At 64.8% G+C, this 18,052-nt stretch carries 20 protein-coding genes; 11 read left to right on the top strand and 9 right to left on the bottom strand.

The genetic code is table 11. The features are described 5' to 3' along the window. Window positions 1–2 precede the first annotated feature (2 nt). A complete protein-coding gene (locus tag ACFQ3C_RS05660; RefSeq protein ID WP_380789513.1) occupies window positions 3–371 on the top strand; it encodes a DUF2155 domain-containing protein in 369 nt (122 codons plus the stop codon). Here ACFQ3C_RS05660 and aat read toward each other — a convergent pair. The 3 genes from aat to accB are packed head-to-tail and all read right to left on the bottom strand — an operon-like array spanning window position 335 to window position 2,868. Then, window positions 335–979, bottom strand: a complete 645-nt coding sequence (aat, locus tag ACFQ3C_RS05665; protein ID WP_380789514.1) for a leucyl/phenylalanyl-tRNA--protein transferase — start codon at window positions 977–979, stop codon at window positions 335–337. The genes ACFQ3C_RS05660 and aat overlap by 37 nt on opposite strands. A 34-nt stretch (window positions 980–1,013) precedes the next feature. Continuing rightward, window positions 1,014–2,363, bottom strand: coding sequence for an acetyl-CoA carboxylase biotin carboxylase subunit (gene accC, locus ACFQ3C_RS05670; protein WP_380789515.1), 1,350 nt, complete (start codon window positions 2,361–2,363; stop codon window positions 1,014–1,016). Window positions 2,364–2,373: 10 nt separating this feature from the next. Continuing rightward, the gene (accB, locus tag ACFQ3C_RS05675) at window positions 2,374–2,868 is read right to left on the bottom strand and encodes an acetyl-CoA carboxylase biotin carboxyl carrier protein (protein ID WP_380789516.1); all 495 of its coding nucleotides are present in this window, start codon (window positions 2,866–2,868) and stop codon (window positions 2,374–2,376) included. A 220-nt stretch (window positions 2,869–3,088) separates the two neighbouring features. Between accB and ACFQ3C_RS05680 the strand changes: the two genes are divergently transcribed. The 6 genes from ACFQ3C_RS05680 to ACFQ3C_RS05705 all read left to right on the top strand — a co-directional run bounded on the left by ACFQ3C_RS05680 (window position 3,089) and on the right by ACFQ3C_RS05705 (window position 10,849). Continuing rightward, window positions 3,089–4,636, top strand: a complete 1,548-nt coding sequence (locus ACFQ3C_RS05680) for a class I adenylate-forming enzyme family protein (protein WP_380789517.1) — start codon at window positions 3,089–3,091, stop codon at window positions 4,634–4,636. 130 nt (window positions 4,637–4,766) lie between these two features. Further along, window positions 4,767–6,140, top strand: coding sequence for a helix-turn-helix domain-containing protein (locus ACFQ3C_RS05685; protein ID WP_380789518.1), 1,374 nt, complete (start codon window positions 4,767–4,769; stop codon window positions 6,138–6,140). A 110-nt stretch (window positions 6,141–6,250) separates the two neighbouring features. Then, window positions 6,251–6,619, top strand: coding sequence for a response regulator transcription factor (locus ACFQ3C_RS05690; protein WP_380789519.1), 369 nt, complete (start codon window positions 6,251–6,253; stop codon window positions 6,617–6,619). Beyond that, complete coding sequence (locus ACFQ3C_RS05695) at window positions 6,616–6,900, top strand: hypothetical protein (RefSeq protein WP_380789521.1); 285 nt, start codon at window positions 6,616–6,618, stop codon at window positions 6,898–6,900. Before ACFQ3C_RS05690 ends, ACFQ3C_RS05695 begins: the two co-directional genes overlap by 4 nt. A gap of 9 nt (window positions 6,901–6,909) precedes the next feature. Beyond that, window positions 6,910–9,591: an ATP-binding protein gene (locus ACFQ3C_RS05700; protein WP_380789522.1), complete on the top strand. Its 2,682-nt coding sequence runs from the start codon at window positions 6,910–6,912 to the stop codon at window positions 9,589–9,591. A gap of 160 nt (window positions 9,592–9,751) precedes the next feature. After that, window positions 9,752–10,849 (top strand): FliM/FliN family flagellar motor switch protein, encoded by a 1,098-nt coding sequence (locus tag ACFQ3C_RS05705; RefSeq protein ID WP_380789523.1) that lies wholly within the window; start codon window positions 9,752–9,754, stop codon window positions 10,847–10,849. Window positions 10,850–10,871: 22 nt separating this feature from the next. On the opposite strand, the gene ACFQ3C_RS05710 is transcribed toward ACFQ3C_RS05705, so the two are convergent. From ACFQ3C_RS05710 to ACFQ3C_RS05725, 4 genes are all read right to left on the bottom strand, one after another. Continuing rightward, window positions 10,872–11,306, bottom strand: coding sequence for a TIGR01244 family sulfur transferase (locus tag ACFQ3C_RS05710; RefSeq protein ID WP_380789524.1), 435 nt, complete (start codon window positions 11,304–11,306; stop codon window positions 10,872–10,874). A gap of 9 nt (window positions 11,307–11,315) precedes the next feature. Beyond that, window positions 11,316–11,747: a DUF6691 family protein gene (locus ACFQ3C_RS05715; protein ID WP_380789525.1), complete on the bottom strand. Its 432-nt coding sequence runs from the start codon at window positions 11,745–11,747 to the stop codon at window positions 11,316–11,318. Continuing rightward, window positions 11,747–12,172, bottom strand: a complete 426-nt coding sequence (locus ACFQ3C_RS05720; protein ID WP_380789526.1) for a YeeE/YedE family protein — start codon at window positions 12,170–12,172, stop codon at window positions 11,747–11,749. The genes ACFQ3C_RS05715 and ACFQ3C_RS05720 overlap by 1 nt, the downstream gene beginning before the upstream one ends. A gap of 70 nt (window positions 12,173–12,242) precedes the next feature. Continuing rightward, a complete protein-coding gene (locus tag ACFQ3C_RS05725; protein ID WP_380789527.1) occupies window positions 12,243–13,106 on the bottom strand; it encodes an MBL fold metallo-hydrolase in 864 nt (287 codons plus the stop codon). Window positions 13,107–13,305: 199 nt separating this feature from the next. Here ACFQ3C_RS05725 and ACFQ3C_RS05730 point away from each other — a divergent pair, with 199 nt between their 5' ends. From ACFQ3C_RS05730 to ACFQ3C_RS05740, 3 genes are all read left to right on the top strand, one after another. Continuing rightward, window positions 13,306–13,629: a TraR/DksA family transcriptional regulator gene (locus ACFQ3C_RS05730; RefSeq protein ID WP_380789528.1), complete on the top strand. Its 324-nt coding sequence runs from the start codon at window positions 13,306–13,308 to the stop codon at window positions 13,627–13,629. A 24-nt stretch (window positions 13,630–13,653) separates the two neighbouring features. Beyond that, window positions 13,654–13,878: a hypothetical protein gene (locus tag ACFQ3C_RS05735; protein WP_380789529.1), complete on the top strand. Its 225-nt coding sequence runs from the start codon at window positions 13,654–13,656 to the stop codon at window positions 13,876–13,878. 166 nt (window positions 13,879–14,044) lie between these two features. Beyond that, window positions 14,045–16,237 carry a 3-hydroxyacyl-CoA dehydrogenase NAD-binding domain-containing protein gene (locus tag ACFQ3C_RS05740; protein WP_380789530.1) on the top strand — a complete coding sequence of 731 codons (2,193 nt, stop codon included), beginning with the start codon at window positions 14,045–14,047 and terminating at the stop codon, window positions 16,235–16,237. Window positions 16,238–16,312: 75 nt separating this feature from the next. Here ACFQ3C_RS05740 and ACFQ3C_RS05745 read toward each other — a convergent pair whose 3' ends face one another. Further along, a complete protein-coding gene (locus ACFQ3C_RS05745; protein WP_380789531.1) occupies window positions 16,313–16,528 on the bottom strand; it encodes a hypothetical protein in 216 nt (71 codons plus the stop codon). Window positions 16,529–16,665: 137 nt separating this feature from the next. On the opposite strand from ACFQ3C_RS05745, the gene ACFQ3C_RS05750 reads away from it, so the two are divergent. Continuing rightward, window positions 16,666–16,926: a DUF2312 domain-containing protein gene (locus tag ACFQ3C_RS05750; protein ID WP_068291618.1), complete on the top strand. Its 261-nt coding sequence runs from the start codon at window positions 16,666–16,668 to the stop codon at window positions 16,924–16,926. Between the two features lie 180 nt (window positions 16,927–17,106). Here ACFQ3C_RS05750 and ACFQ3C_RS05755 read toward each other — a convergent pair whose 3' ends face one another. Further along, complete coding sequence (locus ACFQ3C_RS05755) at window positions 17,107–17,982, bottom strand: hypothetical protein (protein WP_380789532.1); 876 nt, start codon at window positions 17,980–17,982, stop codon at window positions 17,107–17,109. Between the last annotated feature and the right edge of the window lie 70 nt (window positions 17,983–18,052).

The raw sequence follows: 18,052 nt of genomic DNA on the forward strand, positions 1-18,052 counted from the left end.
CCATGCGCGCCATCCTCTTGGCCGCGGGGGTGGTGCTGGGCGCCGCCGGACATGGGGTCGCGCAAGACACCCAGACGGCCACCGGGACCGGCGCGGTGCTGCGTGTGCTGGACAAGATCAACGGCGAGGTGCAGGACATCACCTTGGTGAACGGCACGGCTGGCGCTGTCTGGCGGATGCAGGTCGAACTTGGGGAATGCCGTTACCCGGCGGGCAACCCTGCAGGCGACGGAATTGCCTTTGTCACCCTGCGTCAGCAAGGCCAGGCGGATTCGTTGTTTCGCGGCTGGATGTTTGCCTCGGCGCCGGCGCTGAACGCGCTGGATCATCCGCGCTATGATGTCTGGGTGATCCGCTGCACCACGTCCTGAGGGCTGTCGGGCAGGGCAGGTCCGGTGAAATCGCCATGGCCTGCAAGAGCCGTCTCCAATTGACGATGATATTCGCCGCGTGTCACCTCGACCGCCCCCAGTGACGCCAGATGCGGTGTCAGAAACTGTGCGTCGAACAGTGTGAACCCGCCCTGCCGCAGGCGGTCCACAAGATAGGCCAACGCGATCTTGGATGCATCCTTGCGGCGTGAAAACATGCTTTCCCCAAAGAACGCGGCCCCCAAAGTGACCCCGTAGACCCCGCCGACAAGCGCGTCCCCTTCCCAGACTTCAAGGGAATGGGCCTGTCCCATCTTGTGCAGGGCCAGGTAGAGACGGCGGATTTCGTCGTTGATCCATGTCTCGTCGCGGTCGGCGCAGGCGTCGACCACTTCGGCGAAGGCGCTGTCGATCGTGACGCGGTGCTGCCAGCGGCGCATGCGCCGTGCAAGGCTGCGCGAGACATGAAACCCGTCCAGCGGAAAGATGCCGCGACGGCGTGGATCGACCCAGAAAACATCCGGGTCGTCGCGCGTCTCGGCCATCGGAAAAATGCCCGCGGCATAGGCGTTCAACAGCAGTTCGGGCGTGATGACCGGGTCCGTCATGCGCGGACCCGGAGCGTTTCCGGAGGCGGCACCCTCAGGCCGGAAGATGCGTCTTCAGCCAATGTTCCAGCCAGTGGATGTTGTAATTGCCGGTCTGCACATCCTCTTCCTGCAAAAGCGCGTGAAAGAGCGGAATGGTCGTATCGACACCGTCCACGATCAACTCGCCCAGGGCACGCGCCAGGCGGGCCAGCGCCTCGGGGCGGTCACGGCCGTGCACGATCAGCTTGCCGATCAGGCTGTCGTAATAGGGTGGGATCCGATAGCCGTCATAGAGGGCGGAATCGATACGCACGCCAAGCCCGCCGGGGGCGTGATACTGCGTGATCCGTCCGGGGCAGGGCGCGAAATTCGGCAGCTTCTCGGCGTTGATGCGCACTTCGATCGCGTGGCCATTGATCGTCAGATCCTCTTGCGTGAAGGACATCGGCAGCCCTTCGGCCACACGGATCTGTTCGCGCACAAGGTCCACGCCAAAGATCGCCTCGGTCACGGGGTGTTCCACCTGCAACCGCGTGTTCATCTCGATGAAATAGAACTCGCCTTTCTCGTAGAGAAACTCGATCGTGCCTGCGCCGATATAGTTGATCTTTGCCACGGCATCCGCGCAGACCTTGCCGATGCGGGCGCGTTCTTCGGCCGTGATCACAGGGCCGGGGGCTTCTTCGAAGACCTTCTGGTGGCGGCGCTGCAGCGAGCAGTCACGTTCGCCCAGATGCACGGCGCGGCCCTTGCCGTCACCGAAGACCTGGATCTCGATGTGGCGCGGCGTGGTCAGGTATTTTTCGATATAGACCTCGTCATTGCCGAAGGCGGCCTTGGATTCCGACCGTGCGGTCATGAAGGCGCTTTCCATGTCGGCAGCGGTCATCGCCACTTTCATCCCGCGCCCGCCACCGCCGGCCGTCGCCTTGACGATCACCGGATAGCCGATTTCGGCGCCGACGCGCTTGGCATCCGCCAGGGTGGGCACGCCACCATCCGATCCGGGCACGCAAGGCACGCCAAGCGCCTTCATCGTATCCTTCGCGGTGATCTTGTCACCCATGATGCGGATATGTTCGGCCGTGGGGCCGATGAAGGTGATGCCATGGTCCTCGACGATCTGCACGAAATTGGCGTTCTCGGACAGAAAGCCGTAGCCGGGATGGATCGCCTGTGCGCCCGTGATCTCGCAGGCCGAGATGATGGCCGGGATCGACAGATAACTGTCGGTCGACGGGGGCGGCCCGATGCAGATGGCTTCGTCCGCCATGCGGACATGCATCGCGTCGGCATCGGCGGTCGAATGCACGGCCACGGATTTGATGCCCATTTCACGGGCGGCACGGATCACGCGCAAGGCAATCTCGCCGCGGTTCGCAATCAGGATCTTCTCGAACATTGCCAAGGCCTTATTCGATGATCATCAAGGGGGCGCCATATTCCACGGCGGCACCGTCTTCGACAAGGATCCGCTTGACCGTGCCCGACTTGGGGGCCGGGATGTGGTTCATCGTCTTCATCGCCTCGATGATCAGCAGGGTATCACCCTCGTTGACCTGCGCGCCAACGCTGACGAAGGCGGGCGAGCCGGGTTCGGCCTGCATGTAGACGGTCCCGACCATGGGCGAGGTGACAGCGCCCGGCAGCGTCGCGGGGTCCTGCGCGGCAGCGGCGGCGGGGGCGGCTGCGGCGGGGGCCAGGGCGGCGGGGGCGGCCGCATACTGGACCGGTGCGGCCGGCGCGGCATAGGTCACATTCGGCGCGGCGCGGCTGACACGCACGTTCAGGCTGTCATCCTCGCCATATTCGCGCATCACTTCCAGCTCGGTCAGGTCATTCTCGCGCAGCAGTTCCGCAAGGGCCTGAATGAAGGCAACGTCGCTGTCATGGTTCTTCTTCGTCATAGTGTCCTCGACCGGTTTTGACAGGGCTGCAAGGGGTTCGGCCAGCGACCGACCCTGCGCTATTCTGACCCGCTTATAGGTCATCGTGCCGTCAGGGAAAAGCGGCCAATTCACAAGTCGTGCCGCTGACACGACCTTCGTGGGCAAACGGTCTTGCGTTCTGCGCGATTGCACAGGGCGCCAGGTGGTGCTTTTCTGCGACTGTCAGGGGAGGGCGGACATGAATATTTCCAACTGGTTGCTGCGGCAGGCACAGGTGCATGGGGATCGCCCCGCCCTGTTTCTGGGGCGCGAATGCCTGGCTGATTATGGCCAGTTCCATGCCGAGGCGAGCGCCGTGGCAGGCTGGCTGGGGGCGCAGGGCCTTCGGCAGGGTGATCGCGTGGCCCTGTTCATGAAGAACCGGCCGGAATTTCTGGTGCTGCTTTACGGTATCTGGATGGCTGGGGCCGTGGCCGTGCCGATCAACGCCAAGCTGCACGGGCGCGAGGCGGCCTGGATCCTGGGGGATGCCGACGCCGCGCTGGTCTTTGCCTCGCCTGGCCTGGCCGAGGATCTGGGGCAGGCCATCGCGCAGGATGGGCGGGCCGTGCGCGTGATTGCAGCCGATCCCGCAGGGTTGGCGGATGTGCAGGCCCATGCGGGTCGGGCTGCGCCATGCCCGCTGGCGCCACAGGATCTGGCCTGGCTATTCTACACGTCGGGAACGACAGGGCGGCCCAAGGGCGTGATGATCACCCATGGCATGCTGTCTGCGGTGTGCCTGTCCTACCTGGCCGATGTGGACCATGTCAGCGCAGAGGATGGGGCGCTTTATGCCGCCCCCCTCAGCCATGGCGCGGGGCTTTATGCGATGGTGCATGTGCTGATGGGGGCGCGCCACATCTGCCCGGTGTCCGGCGGGTTCGATCCGGCCGAGATTTTCGATCTGGCGGCTTTTCACGGGCGCACCCACATGTTCGCCGCGCCCACGATGATCAAGCGGATGACGGCCCATGCCCAGGCGCATGGCTTGACCGGGCAGGGGCTGCGGACCGTCGTTTATGGCGGCGGGCCGATGTATGTGGCCGATATCGTCGAGGCGGTCGATACCTTCGGCCCGGTCTTCGTGCAGATCTACGGGCAGGGCGAATGCCCCATGAGCATCACGGCCCTGTCCCGCGCAGACGTGACGGATCGCAGCCACAAGGCATGGCGCGCGCGGCTGGGGTCGGTCGGGCGGGCCCAATCCGTGGTCGAGGTGAAGATCGGCGATGACAGCGGCGCGCCCCTTGCACCGGGGCAGATCGGCGAGATCATGGTCCGTGGCGCGACCGTCATGCCCGGCTATTGGCGCAATCCGCAGGCCACGCAGAAAACCCTCCAGGACGGCTGGCTGCGTACCGGCGACATGGGGGTTCTGGACCCCGCGGGATACCTCACGCTGCACGATCGCAGCAAGGACATGATCATCTCGGGGGGCACCAACATCTACCCGCGGGAGGTCGAGGAAGCCTTGCTGACCCATCCCGACCTGCACGAGGTATCCGTCGTGGGCCAGACCGACCCGGAATGGGGCGAGGTTGTCGTGGCTTTCGTGGTGCCTCGCACGGGGGCGGTTCTGACCCATGCCGCGCTGGACGCGCATTGCCTTGCACAGATCGCGCGTTTCAAGCGCCCCAAGCTCTACGCCGTGCTGCCCGAGCTGCCCAAGAACAACTATGGCAAGGTTCTGAAAACCGCGTTGCGGGACCTTCTGGCAGGGAACACGCTGGATATCCTGCACTGACCGACAAGGGGCCGATCCTGTAAATTCTGCTTCGCGGGCTTTGAAAACAGTGTAAAGTTGACGCGTTTGCAGATGCTTGGAAGGTCATTCTTCCACAATCTGCAAGGATCGCAACAAAGGTGCCCAGGTCATGCCGCAGCGACAGTTGACAGGTGGTCGGATCCGCGAGCGGCGGATCGCACTGGGGGTACGGCAGGCGGATCTGGCGCGCGATGTCGGCATCTCGGCCTCTTATCTGAACCTGATCGAACACAACCGTCGCCGGATCGGTGGCAAGCTGCTGCTGGACCTGTCTGCGGCCCTTGGGGTTGAACCTTCGGCGCTGACGGAAGGGGCCGAGGCTGCCCTGACCGCGACGCTGCGCGATGCGGCCAGCGACACTGCCGCGGCACGGCCCGAGATCGCCGCGATCGAAGATTTCGCCGCCCGCTTTCCCGGCTGGGCCGAAGTGCTGGCAGACCGGCACCGCCGTGTCCTGTCGCTGGAGCATACGGTCGAACAGCTGGCGGATCGGCTGACCCATGACCCCTATCTGGCGGCCGCGATGCATGAGGTGCTGTCGACCGTGACCGCCATCCGGTCCACCGCAGCCATCCTGGTGGACCCCCGCGATATCGAACCTGAATGGCGCGACCGCTTCCATCGCAACATCAACGAGGATGCGGCCCGCCTGGCCCAGAGCGCGCAGGCCCTTGTGGGCTATCTGGACGGTGCGGGAAAGGCTGATGCGGCCCTCAGTTCGCCACAGGATGAAATGGAACGTTTCCTGACCGCGCGCGCGCATCATTTCGCAGAGCTGGAGGTCGAAGGCCCCTTGCCCGATGGCGTCATCACCACCCTGATCGACGCGGCCGACGTTTTGCAATCGACGTCGGCAAGGGCCCAGGCGCGCAGCTATCTGGAACGCTACCGCAGCGATGCCGAACGTCTGCCGCTGGCGCGTCTGCGCGCGGCGCTTGCACAGGTCGGATCCGATGATGCGCCTCTGGACCCGCTCTATCTTGCCGCGCGCCTGTCGGTCGATCCGGCCATCGTGATGCGCCGCCTGGCCAGCCTGCCGCAAGACGCCGAGGCCGCCGGCCCGGTCTCGGCGGTCGGGCTGGCCAGCTGCGACGCCTCCGGAACGCTGCTGCTGCGCCGCCCGATCGACGGCTTCGCCCTGCCGCGCTTTGGCTCTGCCTGTCCGCGTTGGCCGCTGTTCGCGGCGCTCAATCGCCCGATGACACCGATTCGCCAGATATTGCGGCAGAGCGGGCAACACAGGCGCCGGTTCCGCGCCTTTGCCATCGCGCAGCCTGTCGGACAGGCCGATTACAACGCCGAGCCGCTGTTCGAGGCGCATATGCTGATCCTGCCACTGGAGCAAAACAGCCTGCCGGTACGCAGCCCAGCCCCTGCCGAAGGGCCGGATGCGCCGCGCGAAGTGGGCGTCAGTTGCCGGATCTGCCCGGCAGAGGCCTGTCCGGGGCGGCGCGAACCCTCGATCCTGACAGATGGGTTTTGACAGGATGTTCCGCAGCGACGATAGTCGACCATGGTGATGCCGCATCACCCTTGTTGATCAAAGGTGACCTGCGTGCCGAACCGCTACATTCCAGGGGAGGGGAAAGTGGCATGTCCAAACGAGTGCTGATCATCGAGGATGAGCCGAACATCATCGAGGCGATAAGTTTCATCCTGGCGCGTGACGGCTGGCATGTGGACAGCCATTCCAACGGGCATGACGCGGTCTCGGTGGTGCAGGCGCGCGCGCCTGATCTGGTGATCCTTGACGTGATGCTGCCGGGGCGAAGCGGCTATGAGATCCTGACTGATCTGCGCGCCCAGCCCGAAACCCGGGATCTGCCGGTTCTGATGCTGACCGCGCGCGGCCAGGCCCGCGACCGGGAACTGGCCGAACGCGCCGGGGCCAGCCGGTTCATGACCAAGCCCTTTTCGAATGCCGACGTGATCGAGGCCCTCAACGCGCTGGTGGTGCGATGAAGGAAAAGTCGACCCCGGTGTTCCTTGAGCGGCGCAGCTATCGGCAGCGCCGTCTGACCGATGCCGCGCGCCTGCTGCCGGTGCTTGGCGCGCTGTTATGGCTGGTGCCGCTGCTATGGCCCAGATCGCAGCCTGCTGCGACGCCGGATGTGGCCGCGGTCTCCACCTCCAGCGCGATTCTTTACATGTTCGGGGTCTGGACCTTTCTGGCCCTGATGGCCTTGTTCCTGTCGGTGATGCTTGATGCCAACGCCGAAGCGCAGGACGTCGGGGACGACTAGGGCAGGCGGATGGCAACGCTCAATACCCTGATCGCAGTCTGCCTTGTCTATGTGGCAATGCTGTTCGCGGTGGCCTTCATGGCCGAACGCGCTGCGCTCAGGGGGCAGGGCAACTGGTTGCGCTCGCCCTGGATCTATACGCTGTCCCTGTCGATCTACTGTACCGCCTGGACCTTTTATGGCGCGGTTGGCTATGCTGCGCGGTCAGGGCTTGAATACCTGACGATCTACATGGGCCCCACGCTTGTCATGGTCGGCTGGTGGTGGGCCCTGCGCAAGATGGTGCGGATCGGTCGCACGCAGCGCATCACCTCGGTCGCGGATCTGATTTCGTCGCGCTATGGCAAGTCCGGCGTGCTGGCGGTCTGTGTGACGCTGTTGGCCGTAGCCGGGATCACGCCCTATATTTCATTGCAACTGCAATCCGTTACGCTGTCCTTCTCAAGCTTTGCGGTAAGTGATGCGGAAGGTGCGGCCTTGTTTGCCACCTATGACACGGCCTTGTGGGTGGCGGTGGGGCTGGCGCTGTTCACCATCCTGTTCGGCACCCGCAACCTTGATGCGAACGAGCGTCATCACGGGGTGGTCATGGCCATCGCCGTCGAGGCGGTGGTCAAGCTGTTCGCGCTGATCGCGGTCGGTGTGTTCGTGGTCTGGGGACTGGCCGGGGGGATCGCCCCGATGATGGAGCGTATCGACGCCTCCGAGATCGGCCAGTGGCAGGTGCATGGCGGGCGCTGGGTGGGGCTGACCCTGCTGTCGGCGGCGGCTTTCCTGACCTTGCCCCGCATGTTCCAGGTTCTGGTCGTCGAGAACGAGGACGAAAGACATCTGTGTACGGCCGCATGGGCCTTTCCGACCTATCTGATGCTGATGAGCCTGTTTGTCGTGCCGATCGCCGTGATGGGGCTGGAACTCATGCCGCCGGGATCGAACCCAGACCAGTTCGTGCTGACGGTGCCGCTGTCACAGGGGCGCGACGGTCTGGCGATGCTGTCTTTCCTTGGCGGGTTTTCCTCGGCCACCTCGATGGTGATCGTGGCGGCCATCGCGCTGGCCACGATGGTATCCAACCATATCGTGATGCCGATCTTCCTGCGCCTGACGCAGGGCGGGGCCAGCGGGCCATCGGATGTGCGCCATGTGGTGATCCTGGCGCGGCGGCTGTCCATCGGGGTCGTGCTGGGGCTGGGCTATCTTTACTACAAGGTATCGGGCGGCGGCACGGCGCTGGCGGCGATCGGCCTTGTGTCCTTCGCCGGGCTGGCGCAGCTTCTGCCGGCAATGATGGGTGGCATCTTCTGGCGGGGGGCCACGCGCAACGGGGCCCTGGCCGGACTGCTGGTAGGGTTCGCGATCTGGGCCTGGTGCCTGCTTTTGCCGCAATTCGGTGGTGGCGCGCTGTCAGCCACGCTGATGGAGCAGGGGCCCTGGGGGCTGGGCTGGCTGCGGCCCGAAGCCTTGTTCGGCATCGAGGGGGTAGACCCGCTGCTGCATGCGGCGATGTGGTCCTTGTCGCTGAACACGGTGGTTTTCGTGGCGGTTTCGCTGATCAGTTTCCCATCGCCGCTGGAACGGCTGCAGGGCGCGCAATTCGTCAATATCTTCGAGCATTCCAGCAATCCGCAAAGCTGGTCCGGCGGCATCGCGCAATCCGAGGATCTGATGATCATGGCGCAGCGAATCCTTGGCCCGGCCGAGGCGCAGACCTTCTTTCAGACCGAAGCCGCGCGACAGGGGCTGGTCGGGTATCTGCCTGAACCCACACCGGATTTTCTGGCGCGGCTGGAGCGTGAACTGTCCGGTGCGGTGGGCGGCGCCACCGCCCATGCGATGGTGGCGCAGATCATGGGGGCCGCGACCGTCTCGGTCGAGGATCTGCTGGCCGTCGCCGATGAGACCGCGCAGATGATGGAATATTCCAGCCAGCTCGAGGCGAAATCCAGCGAACTGACCCGCACCGCGCGGCAATTGCGCGCCGCCAACGAAAAGCTGACCCAGCTTTCGGTGCAAAAGGATGCGTTTCTCAGCCAGATCAGCCATGAATTACGCACGCCCATGACGTCGATCCGGGCCTTTTCCGAAATCCTGCGCGATGCCGAAGGCTTGCAGCCGAAGGATCTGACCCGCTATGCCTCGATCATCCATGCCGAGGCGATCCGCCTCACGCGTCTGCTGGATGACCTGCTCGATCTGAGCGTTCTGGAAAACGGGCAGGTCAATCTGAACATCCGCGACGGAATGCTGTCTGACGTGATCAGCCACTCCATCGCCGCCACCGGGGCGGACATGCATGCGCTGCGCGTGCGGCGGGTCGGTCCCGCCTCGGAGGTGATGCTGAGCACCGATCTGGACCGGCTGGCGCAGGTCTTCATCAACCTGATCGCCAATGCACAGAAATATTGCGACGCGGAGCGGCCCGAACTGACGATCGAGGTCAATCGGCGTGGCGGGCGGATCATCATCGATTTCATCGACAACGGGTCGGGTATTCCACCCGAATCCCAGAGCATGGTGTTCGAAAAATTCTACCGCGTCGCCGATCGGCAAGCCGGAGGGGCAGGGCTGGGGCTGGCCATCTGCCGCGAGATCATGTCGCGCTTGGGGGGCACCCTTGGGTATCTGCCGGGGCAGGGCGGCGGCGCCTTCCGCGTCAGCCTGCCGGCGGGGCAGCGAATGGCCGCCCGATAGGCTGAAAACATGCCGTGGTTCAGCAAATCGTAACCTTCTGACCGCTATGACAGGGCATGGACCCGCAGAAGCGGTGGCGGAGGCGATGATCGGAACAGCAACAAATGCAGGTTTGCGCCGCAAGGCCAGGATCGCCCGGGATGAGCACCAGGCGCGCGCGATGTCACCGCAGCGTGCCCTGCGGCTGGCCCTCGAAAAGACGGCGGATGAAGATCTGTCGCTGGCGCTGACTGTGTCCTCTTCGGAACGGACAAAGGCGGATCATGCCGGGCTGATCGCCTTGATCCCGGATGCGATGATGCTGATCCTGATTGATGGCCCGGATGGCGCGACCGGGATGGTGGCGCTGGACGCGGCGATACTGGCCTCGCTGATCGAGGTGCAGACCATGGGGCAGGTGCTGTCCCGCCCGACCCCGGTGCGGGCGCTGACGCGGACGGATGCGGCGCTTGCCACGCCCCTGGTGGACGGGGTGCTGACACGGGTCACGGGCCACCTGTCGGATCATCCGGATCGCCACTGGGTCTGCGGCTATCGGTTCGGCGCGATGATCGAGGATCGGCGCAGCCTTGGCCTGGCGCTGACGGCCCCGGATTATCACGTGTTCCGCCTGCCGCTGGATATCGGGCCGGGCATACGCATGGGGGAAATGGTTCTGGCGCTTCCCGTACGGCCCGACCCGGCCGTGGTGGCAGGCGTGGCCGAACAGGCCGATCCCTCGCGCCAGCTTCAGGACAGGGTGCTGGCCGCCCCTGCCAGGCTGGACGCGATCCTGTGCCGTTTGCACCTGCCGCTGTCAGAGATCGGCGCGCTGTCCGTGGGCGATGTGCTGGCCGTGCCGCAGGACGCGATTCGCGAGATTTCGATCGAAGTTGCCGGGGCGCGGCGGCTGGCGACGGCGCGGCTGGGAAAACTGGACGGCTTGCGTGCCCTGCGCCTGAACTTGCCCGACACGTTACCCGATCATGGGCTTGGGACAGATGCGGCGGTGCATGGGGAACAATCCGCCCCCCAGGCGCCGCCAATGCCCGCCGCATCGCTTGCGGATGCGGTGCCGGAACCGGCCGCGCCCGGCCCGCGCGCCCGGCCCGCCGACGGGGGCCCCGACGGGGGCGCAGAGGATGCGGAAGGATCGCGCGCCGTGGCCACGGCCACAATGGATGCGTTTCAGGCGGAACTGACAGGCATGGGGCGTCTTGACGGCGACCCGATGGATGATTTTGCCCTGTCGATGGGCACTGGCCCCGCCGCTGCCTGAACGGCGGGACCCGCCGCTGATGTCAAAGACCGCCGCGCTGCGCGATCGCGTCAAGCTGCGGGCGCAGCCCTGCCAGATCATAACCGGCCTGCGCGGTGGCCTGCATGATCTGGTCAACCGGCAGATGCCCGGCCTGGCCCAGCGACCAGACAACGGAACAGCGTGTTCCTGATGCACAATAGGCAAGCACCGGCCCTGATGCCTCCTCGATCAGGCTGCGCTGTTGCGCGACCCGGTCCGGGGTCATGGTCTGATGCGTCAGGGGCAGGGCGTGAAAGGTCAGGCCCGCGGCCTGGGCCGCCTCGGCCATGACCGCCGCCTGATGCGAGGGGGGAACCTCCTCGTCCGGGCGGTTGCAGATGAGGGTGGTGAATCCCGCAGCCTTGATCGCCGCGATATCCTCGGGGTCGATCTGCGGCGAGACGGCGTAGCGGGGTGTGATCTGACGAATATCCATGATCTCGCTTTATTCCGCCGGAACTGCCCTGTCCAGCTTGACGCGCAGCATTGGCGCAAGCGCCATGCCGGCCAGCATTGCCACGGCAAAGACCCAGTGCCAGACCCCGCCATAAGACAGCGACGCGATCGAGGGGCCGGGGCACAGGCCCGCCAGCCCCCAGCCAGCACCGAACATGGTCGATCCCAAGACCAGGTTGCGGCTGACCTTTGGGTCTTGCGGCGCGGGGAACGCCCCGCCCACCAGCGGCCTGCGCCCCGGCACCAGCCGCCAGGCAATCGCCATCGGGATGATCGCGCCGCCCATGACGAAGGCCAGCGTCGGGTCCCAGTCGCCGAAAACATCCAGCCAGCCCTGGACCTTGGCGGTGTCGGTCATGCCCGACACGAACAGACCCGCGCCAAACAGACCGCCCGCGATGAATGCATAAAGCAGGCGCATCAGATCACCCCCAGCAGATGACGGAAAAAGACCACCGTCAGGCCGCCTGCCAGAATATAGAAGACGGTGGCGACGATGCCGCGCAGGCTGAAGCGCGAGATGCCGCAGACCCCGTGCCCCGAGGTGCAGCCATTGGCCAGCCGCGTCCCCGCACCGACCAGCAGACCGGCCGTGACGATCACCAGCGGGTTGGTCGACACATGGGTATCGACATGGCCGTAAAGCGGATAGAGCAGTATCGGCAGCAGGATCACGCCCGCCAGGAACATCAGCCTTTCGGATGCCGTGTCGCGCCCGCTGCCATCGACCAGGCCGCCAATGATGCCGCTGGCCCCCATGATGCGGCCATTGGCCAGCAGATATACGGCCCCTCCGGTCCCGATGAGCAAGCCGCCCACAAGGCCCCAAATCCAATCCTGTTCCATAGTCGTCCTGTCCTGTTGGTTCGCGAAAAAACGCCCGGGCCGCGATCTTGCGCCGCGCCCGGACGGGGGGTCAGAGCTTGTTGACCGGTACTTTCAGAAACACATCGCCCTGTTCATCGGCGGGCGGCATCTGGCCTGCGCGCATGTTGACCTGAAGCGAGGGGATGATCAGCCTGGGCATGGCCAGCTGGGCATCGCGCGCATCGCGCATCTTGACGAAACTGTCGCGGTCCTTGCCGGCGCCGACATGGATATTGCCAGCCTTCTGCGCCGCCACCGTGGTTTCCCAGGCATATTCATCCCGGCCCGGCGCCTTGTAGTCGTGGCACACGAAGATCCGCGTCTCGTCCGGCAGGGCCAGGATCTTCTGGATCGAATTGAACAGCACCTCGGAAGAGCCACCCGGAAAATCGCAACGCGCCGTGCCGAAATCGGGCATGAACAGCGTATCGCCCACGAAGGCCGCATCCCCGATCACATAGGTCAGGCAGGCCGGCGTATGGCCCGGTGTATGCAGCACATCACCGCGCATCTGCCCGATCATGATACTGTCGCCCTCCTCGAAAAGGCGGTCGAACTGGCTGCCGTCGCGCTGGAACTCGGTGCCCTCGTTGAAGACTTTGCCGAACGTGTCCTGCACGATCTTGATGCGGTCGCCGATGCCGATCTTGCCGCCCACGCGTTGCTGGATATAGGGCGCGGCGGACAGGTGGTCGGCATGCACATGGGTTTCCAGCAGCCACTGCACGTCCAGCTTGTTGTCGCGCACATGGTCAATCACCGCATCGGCGGAACGCGTATCGGTCCGCCCTGACGCATAGTCGAAATCCAGAACGGAATCGATGATGGCACAGGCGCTGCCGGACGGGTCCTTGACCACGTAAGAGACGGTATTTGTGGCTTCGTCGAAAAAGGCCGTGACCTCGGGTCTCATGAACATGTCCTCCATTTTCACGAACATATATTGTGATCTGCATGTGTATCAAGGCCTATGTCGGTCGGATCGCCGGTCTTGCCTTGCATGTGTGAACCTTTGCGGTCTTGCCGCCCCCGTGGCGCAAAGGGTTTGACCTGCATCAAGGTTGATGTGGTCGCCGGATGCCACAGTAACAGAGGAAAAGGGAGACTCGCGAATGAAAACAACTCAAGACCGCCGTGCCACGCTGCTCAAGCGCCTGTCCGAACTGGACACCCGCCTTCACGCGATCGAGGCAGAACTGGACCAGCCCCATACCAAGGACTGGGACGACATGGCCATCGAGACCGAGGGTGATCAGGTGCTGGAACGCCTAGGGCGCAGCGGTATGGACGAGATCGGGCGCATCATGGCAGCGCTGCAGCGGATAAAGGCGGGCACTTACGGCGTCTGCACCATCTGCGGCAACCAGATCTCGGAGGAACGGCTGGATGTTCTGCCGGCGACCCCGTTTTGCAAGGCCTGCGCGGCCGATCACTGACCCCATGTCCAACAGGAGGACCCCATGACCGAACAGCTGCCAGAGGAACTGCAACACCCGATCAATGAGCTTGAAGCCCGTGTGCGCGTCACCCCCGAAAAGGACAGGGCGAAGCTGCAGGGCGATCTCCACAGTCTTTGCCAGAAACTGGAACGCGCGGGCTATGCCATCCCGGACCGTCTGCGTGAACTTGACGAGATGCTGACAGATAGCCAGGTCGAGGCGCAGTTTGACAACCTTCCCGTGTGAAAGGGGGGAAATAACTCGCGTCTTTCTGCCCGTCCGCCCGAACAGGTCTTGCCAGACAGGCATCTGATTTTGCACAGTTGGCCAAGGCTTTGCGGGCGGGTATGCCTGCGGGCCGCCCGCCGGGCCATGACCCGGCGGCAGGGCGACATGGAAAGGGGCTGACGGCGTGGGCAGGACGATCCGGCAGGAGCAATGCGACGGGGTTGCAGTTCTCAGGCTGGCAGACGCGCCATCCAACTTGCTGACGCAGGCCCTGCGCGCCGATCTGGACGACGCGTTGTCACAGGCGATCGCGGATCCTGAAACCAGGGCCATCGTGCTGACGGGGCTGGGCGATGACCCGACCCGGGGCCCGACCCGGGGGTTTTCCGCGGGCCTTGATCTGCGCGAAGCCGAAACCGGCTTTGCCGCGCCCGACCCGGCCGCGCTGTGTCGAAAGATCGAAGACAGCCCCAAGCCCGTCGTTGCGCTGCTGCACGGTCTGACCACGGGCGCTGGCGTGGAACTTGCCTTGGCGTGTCATGCAAGGCTGGCCACTGCGGATGCCTCTATCGGATTTCCCGATGTGATGATGGGCCTGTCCCCCTGCGCGGGGGCGACCCAGATCCTGCCCCGCATCCTGGGGGCACAAGGGGCGCTGGACCTGCTGCTGACCCAACAGCCGCGCCGGTTGCGCGCCCGCGCGCTGCGGCCGCTGGTGGAGTGGCTGATCGGTGAAGACGAAGACGCGCTTGCCGCCGCGCTGGGCGTGGCGCGGGAACTGGGCAAAGACCGGGCCGCCGGCGACCCCCTGCGCCGCAGCGGTGAACGCGCCGAGGGGCTTGCCGATTTCGCGGCCAATGCCGCCGCCGTGGCCGCGCGGCGGGAACAGGTGGCGCAAAGCCCCAACATCGCCGGGCGCAGGATTGTGGATTGTGTCGAGGCGGCATGCCTTCTGCCCTATGAGGCGGGCCTGTCCTATGAGGCGGTGGCCTTTCAGGACCTTCTTGAGTCCGATCTGTCAAAGGCGCTGCGACATGCCATATTCGCTGAACGGCGTGCCCCCAACATGCCCGAACTGGCACGTGCGGCATCTGCGGCGGCGGCGGCGCCGCCGCTGCGGCAGGCCGGGATTGTCGGTGGCGGGGCGCAAGCCGCCGGTATGGCCGTGGCCTGTCTGGAAGGCGGCGTGCCGGTGGTGCATTTCGAACGTGACGAGGTCGCTCTGACTGCACTTGAGGGCCGGATGGACGCGATGCTGGCCCAGGCCGCCAAGGCCGGGCGCATCCCCGAGGCTGAACTGCCCCGCCGCCGTGCGCTTTGGCGTGGCACGACCCGGTTGGCGGATATGGCCGGGGCCGATCTTCTGATCGAGGTTGTGGCCGATAACCCGACCACAAAGACGCAGGTCATGGCCGCGCTGGACCGTGTCGCAAGTCAGGGCGCGGTGCTGGTCACGACCTCGACCCGGTACCCGATCGATCAGATGGCGGCCGCAACCACGCGACCCGCGCAGGTGCTTGGGCTGCGCTTGCCCGTGCCGGGGCATCTGACGCGCCTGGCCGAGGTGATCCCCGGACGCGCCACATCCGATCAGACCGTGACGCGCATCGTCACCTTGCTGCGCGACCGGCTGCGGCGCATCGTGGTGCGGTGCGGCACCGGGGTCGGGGGGCTGGGCGAGCCGATCATGGCCGCGTTGCACCAGGCGGGCGCCAGCATGTTGCGCCTTGGCGCCACCCCGGACGAGATCGACAGCGCCCTGATTGACCATGGATTTGCCCAGGGCCTGTTCCGGCAGATGGACATGATGGGCCTTGAGAACTGCCTTGCCCGGGGGCGGGCGCTTGCCGGACAAGGGAGGGCGGCGCAGGATTCGGCGCATGTGCCGGCCTATCTGGACGATCTCGACCGTCTGGTGATGGCAGGCCGGACAGGGCAGGGCGCAGGGCGCGGCTATTTTCTGTGGCAGGACGGTCAGGCCCATGCCGATCCGGCGGTTCTGGCGATCCTTGATCTTGCCGCCGCCCGCCGGGCCGACAATGCGCCCCCCCTGGCCCCCGAGGCCATCGTGTTGCGGGCCGTGGCTGCCATGGCCAATGCTGGCGCGCGGGCCTTGCGGGCGGGCGTCGCCCTCAGGCCGTCGGACATTGATGCGGTAATGATCAACGCCCACGGGTTTCCGCGCTGGCATGGCGGGCCGATGAAGGCCGCCGACCTGGTCGGCCTGTTCGATATCCTGCAAGCGCTGAAACGATTTACCGCCGAGGATCCCGCGCTCTATACACCCGATCCGGGCTTCGCGGCTCTGGTCAAGGAAGGCGAGAGTTTCGACGCGCTCAACCTGATCGGCCGCAAAAGGCGCACCATTCCAGGCTGACGCGCTGTCTTGCCGGAGCACCGTCCCAGACCGCTGCGAACGCGCGGGCCCAGTCGCTGGCCCATTTGCTGGTGATCAGTTCAGGAAGACCCCGATCACGACCATCATCAGGCCGATCACCGACAGGAACAGCGCCCCCAGGTTGATGGGAACAACACCCTGGATCACGGCGCGCAGGTCGTCGTCTGACAACTCGGCGCGTTTCGCGGCAGCAACCTTGAAGATACACCAGACCAACCCGCACAGACCGGCGACGGACACGATCGCACCACCCCAAATCAATCCTTGCATGTTTCCGCTCCTGTTTCGCCCCTGTGCCATAGCGCATCGCATCGAGTGTCGCAACGCGGCGCCTTTTCGCATCATCGGTCTTGCAGGGCGCCGGGGCGGGCGATAGGGAAGGGCATCCAACCGGAGGTCTGATACCCATGAGCGACACCAGCACCGATGCCACCTACAGCGTTGCCGCCGAAGAACTGCGCGCTTTCATCGAACGCTACGAGCGCCTGGAGGCCGAAAAGAAGGATATCGTCGACGCCCAGAAGGAAGTGATGGCCGAGGCCAAGGGCCGTGGCTATGACACCAAGGTGCTGCGCAAGGTCATCTCGCTGCGCAAACGCGACAAGGACGACATCGCCGAGGAAGAAGCGGTCCTGGAAATGTACAAGGCCGCACTCGGGATGATCTGATCCGCGCAAGATCTGATCTGCGGCCCATTTTGCCGCCCATTTTGCCACCCGGTCAGCTGCCGGTCTTCATCGGCTGTTTCCACCGCCGCGGTTCGCGGCGTCGCACGTGCATTCGGGCCGATATTTCGATCCTGCATGACGGACGCCGTTCCTGCATGACGGACGCGCGTCTTGCCCGGATCAGGGGACGATCATCTCAACCCCGGGCATGCGCTGGATCGCAAAGATGTCTTCTTCGTAAAGCTCGGTCATCTGCGTGATCAGCTCTGCGGTCCAGCCCGGCAGGTCGACCTCTTCCACGATTTCCTCGTCGAGGGCGTATTTGTCCAGAAACGCCGCGATCACCCGCCGTTTCTGGATCTCGGTCATGACCGGATGCGTCTTGAGATAGGCGCGAAACCGTTTCATCCCATCGGCGGACATGATCTCGGACAACAGGTCGAAGCCGCCGATGATCTTGGTATTGGGTTCCAGCCCGGCCATCTCGCGGATCAGATAGGCCCAGATCAGCGGCGTATCTTCGTTGCACCAGACCGTGACGTCGACATCCGGTACGGCCTGGCGAATCCGCGTCAGCAATTCCGACCAACGCAGAATCAGCGGCTCGGATCCGTTCATGAATTCCAACAGATCGGTGTCCGGGGCCTGGGCGAAGACGGCGGGCAGAAAGGTCGCGGGATTGCGCAGCGCAAGGCACAGCTGGATCCGGTCACGCGGGAACAGTTCACGCATGCGGGCCAGTTTCACCTCGGCGCCGGGATAGAACACGCCCTTGCCGACGGCCAGTTTCGGCACTGAAAAGAAATTGTCGTTCGACAGGATCATGCGATCGGGAAGATCGCCTTCCAGGATTTCATCAAGCAGCATTTCGCGGGCATGCTGCGCGGGGTCCCCCTGGCTCATCGCATGCAGCGTGTCGCGCAACAGCCGCCGATAGCGCGAGGGGCCGGGCACGGCCACACCCAGCTGGCCGAAAGCCTCCTTGTTCTTGAGCATGCATTTGATCAGCCGATCCTCGTCGGTGGCATGAACGCCCGCGTGCAGAACGATGTGCATCCTGTCTTTCTCTCGCCTTGCTGGACAGTTATCCTGCGGACTATAAGCTCTTTTCTGGACAGTTGAACCG

Origin of the sequence: Seohaeicola saemankumensis, from assembly GCF_042678485.1 — a bacterium.
Taxonomy (GTDB): domain Bacteria; phylum Pseudomonadota; class Alphaproteobacteria; order Rhodobacterales; family Rhodobacteraceae; genus Seohaeicola; species Seohaeicola saemankumensis.

What these genes read in the sequence shown, in the direction of transcription:
- ACFQ3C_RS05660 (WP_380789513.1), top strand. Translation starts at nt 3, where the DNA reads ATGCGCGCCATCCTCTTGGCCGCGGGGGTGGTGCTGGGCGCCGCCGGA.
- aat (WP_380789514.1), bottom strand. Translation starts at nt 979, where the DNA reads ATGACGGACCCGGTCATCACGCCCGAACTGCTGTTGAACGCCTATGCC.
- accC (WP_380789515.1), bottom strand. Translation starts at nt 2,363, where the DNA reads ATGTTCGAGAAGATCCTGATTGCGAACCGCGGCGAGATTGCCTTGCGC.
- accB (WP_380789516.1), bottom strand. Translation starts at nt 2,868, where the DNA reads ATGACGAAGAAGAACCATGACAGCGACGTTGCCTTCATTCAGGCCCTT.
- ACFQ3C_RS05680 (WP_380789517.1), top strand. Translation starts at nt 3,089, where the DNA reads ATGAATATTTCCAACTGGTTGCTGCGGCAGGCACAGGTGCATGGGGAT.
- ACFQ3C_RS05685 (WP_380789518.1), top strand. Translation starts at nt 4,767, where the DNA reads ATGCCGCAGCGACAGTTGACAGGTGGTCGGATCCGCGAGCGGCGGATC.
- ACFQ3C_RS05690 (WP_380789519.1), top strand. Translation starts at nt 6,251, where the DNA reads ATGTCCAAACGAGTGCTGATCATCGAGGATGAGCCGAACATCATCGAG.
- ACFQ3C_RS05695 (WP_380789521.1), top strand. Translation starts at nt 6,616, where the DNA reads ATGAAGGAAAAGTCGACCCCGGTGTTCCTTGAGCGGCGCAGCTATCGG.
- ACFQ3C_RS05700 (WP_380789522.1), top strand. Translation starts at nt 6,910, where the DNA reads ATGGCAACGCTCAATACCCTGATCGCAGTCTGCCTTGTCTATGTGGCA.
- ACFQ3C_RS05705 (WP_380789523.1), top strand. Translation starts at nt 9,752, where the DNA reads ATGTCACCGCAGCGTGCCCTGCGGCTGGCCCTCGAAAAGACGGCGGAT.
- ACFQ3C_RS05710 (WP_380789524.1), bottom strand. Translation starts at nt 11,306, where the DNA reads ATGGATATTCGTCAGATCACACCCCGCTACGCCGTCTCGCCGCAGATC.
- ACFQ3C_RS05715 (WP_380789525.1), bottom strand. Translation starts at nt 11,747, where the DNA reads ATGCGCCTGCTTTATGCATTCATCGCGGGCGGTCTGTTTGGCGCGGGT.
- ACFQ3C_RS05720 (WP_380789526.1), bottom strand. Translation starts at nt 12,172, where the DNA reads ATGGAACAGGATTGGATTTGGGGCCTTGTGGGCGGCTTGCTCATCGGG.
- ACFQ3C_RS05725 (WP_380789527.1), bottom strand. Translation starts at nt 13,106, where the DNA reads ATGAGACCCGAGGTCACGGCCTTTTTCGACGAAGCCACAAATACCGTC.
- ACFQ3C_RS05730 (WP_380789528.1), top strand. Translation starts at nt 13,306, where the DNA reads ATGAAAACAACTCAAGACCGCCGTGCCACGCTGCTCAAGCGCCTGTCC.
- ACFQ3C_RS05735 (WP_380789529.1), top strand. Translation starts at nt 13,654, where the DNA reads ATGACCGAACAGCTGCCAGAGGAACTGCAACACCCGATCAATGAGCTT.
- ACFQ3C_RS05745 (WP_380789531.1), bottom strand. Translation starts at nt 16,528, where the DNA reads ATGCAAGGATTGATTTGGGGTGGTGCGATCGTGTCCGTCGCCGGTCTG.
- ACFQ3C_RS05750 (WP_068291618.1), top strand. Translation starts at nt 16,666, where the DNA reads ATGAGCGACACCAGCACCGATGCCACCTACAGCGTTGCCGCCGAAGAA.
- ACFQ3C_RS05755 (WP_380789532.1), bottom strand. Translation starts at nt 17,982, where the DNA reads ATGCACATCGTTCTGCACGCGGGCGTTCATGCCACCGACGAGGATCGG.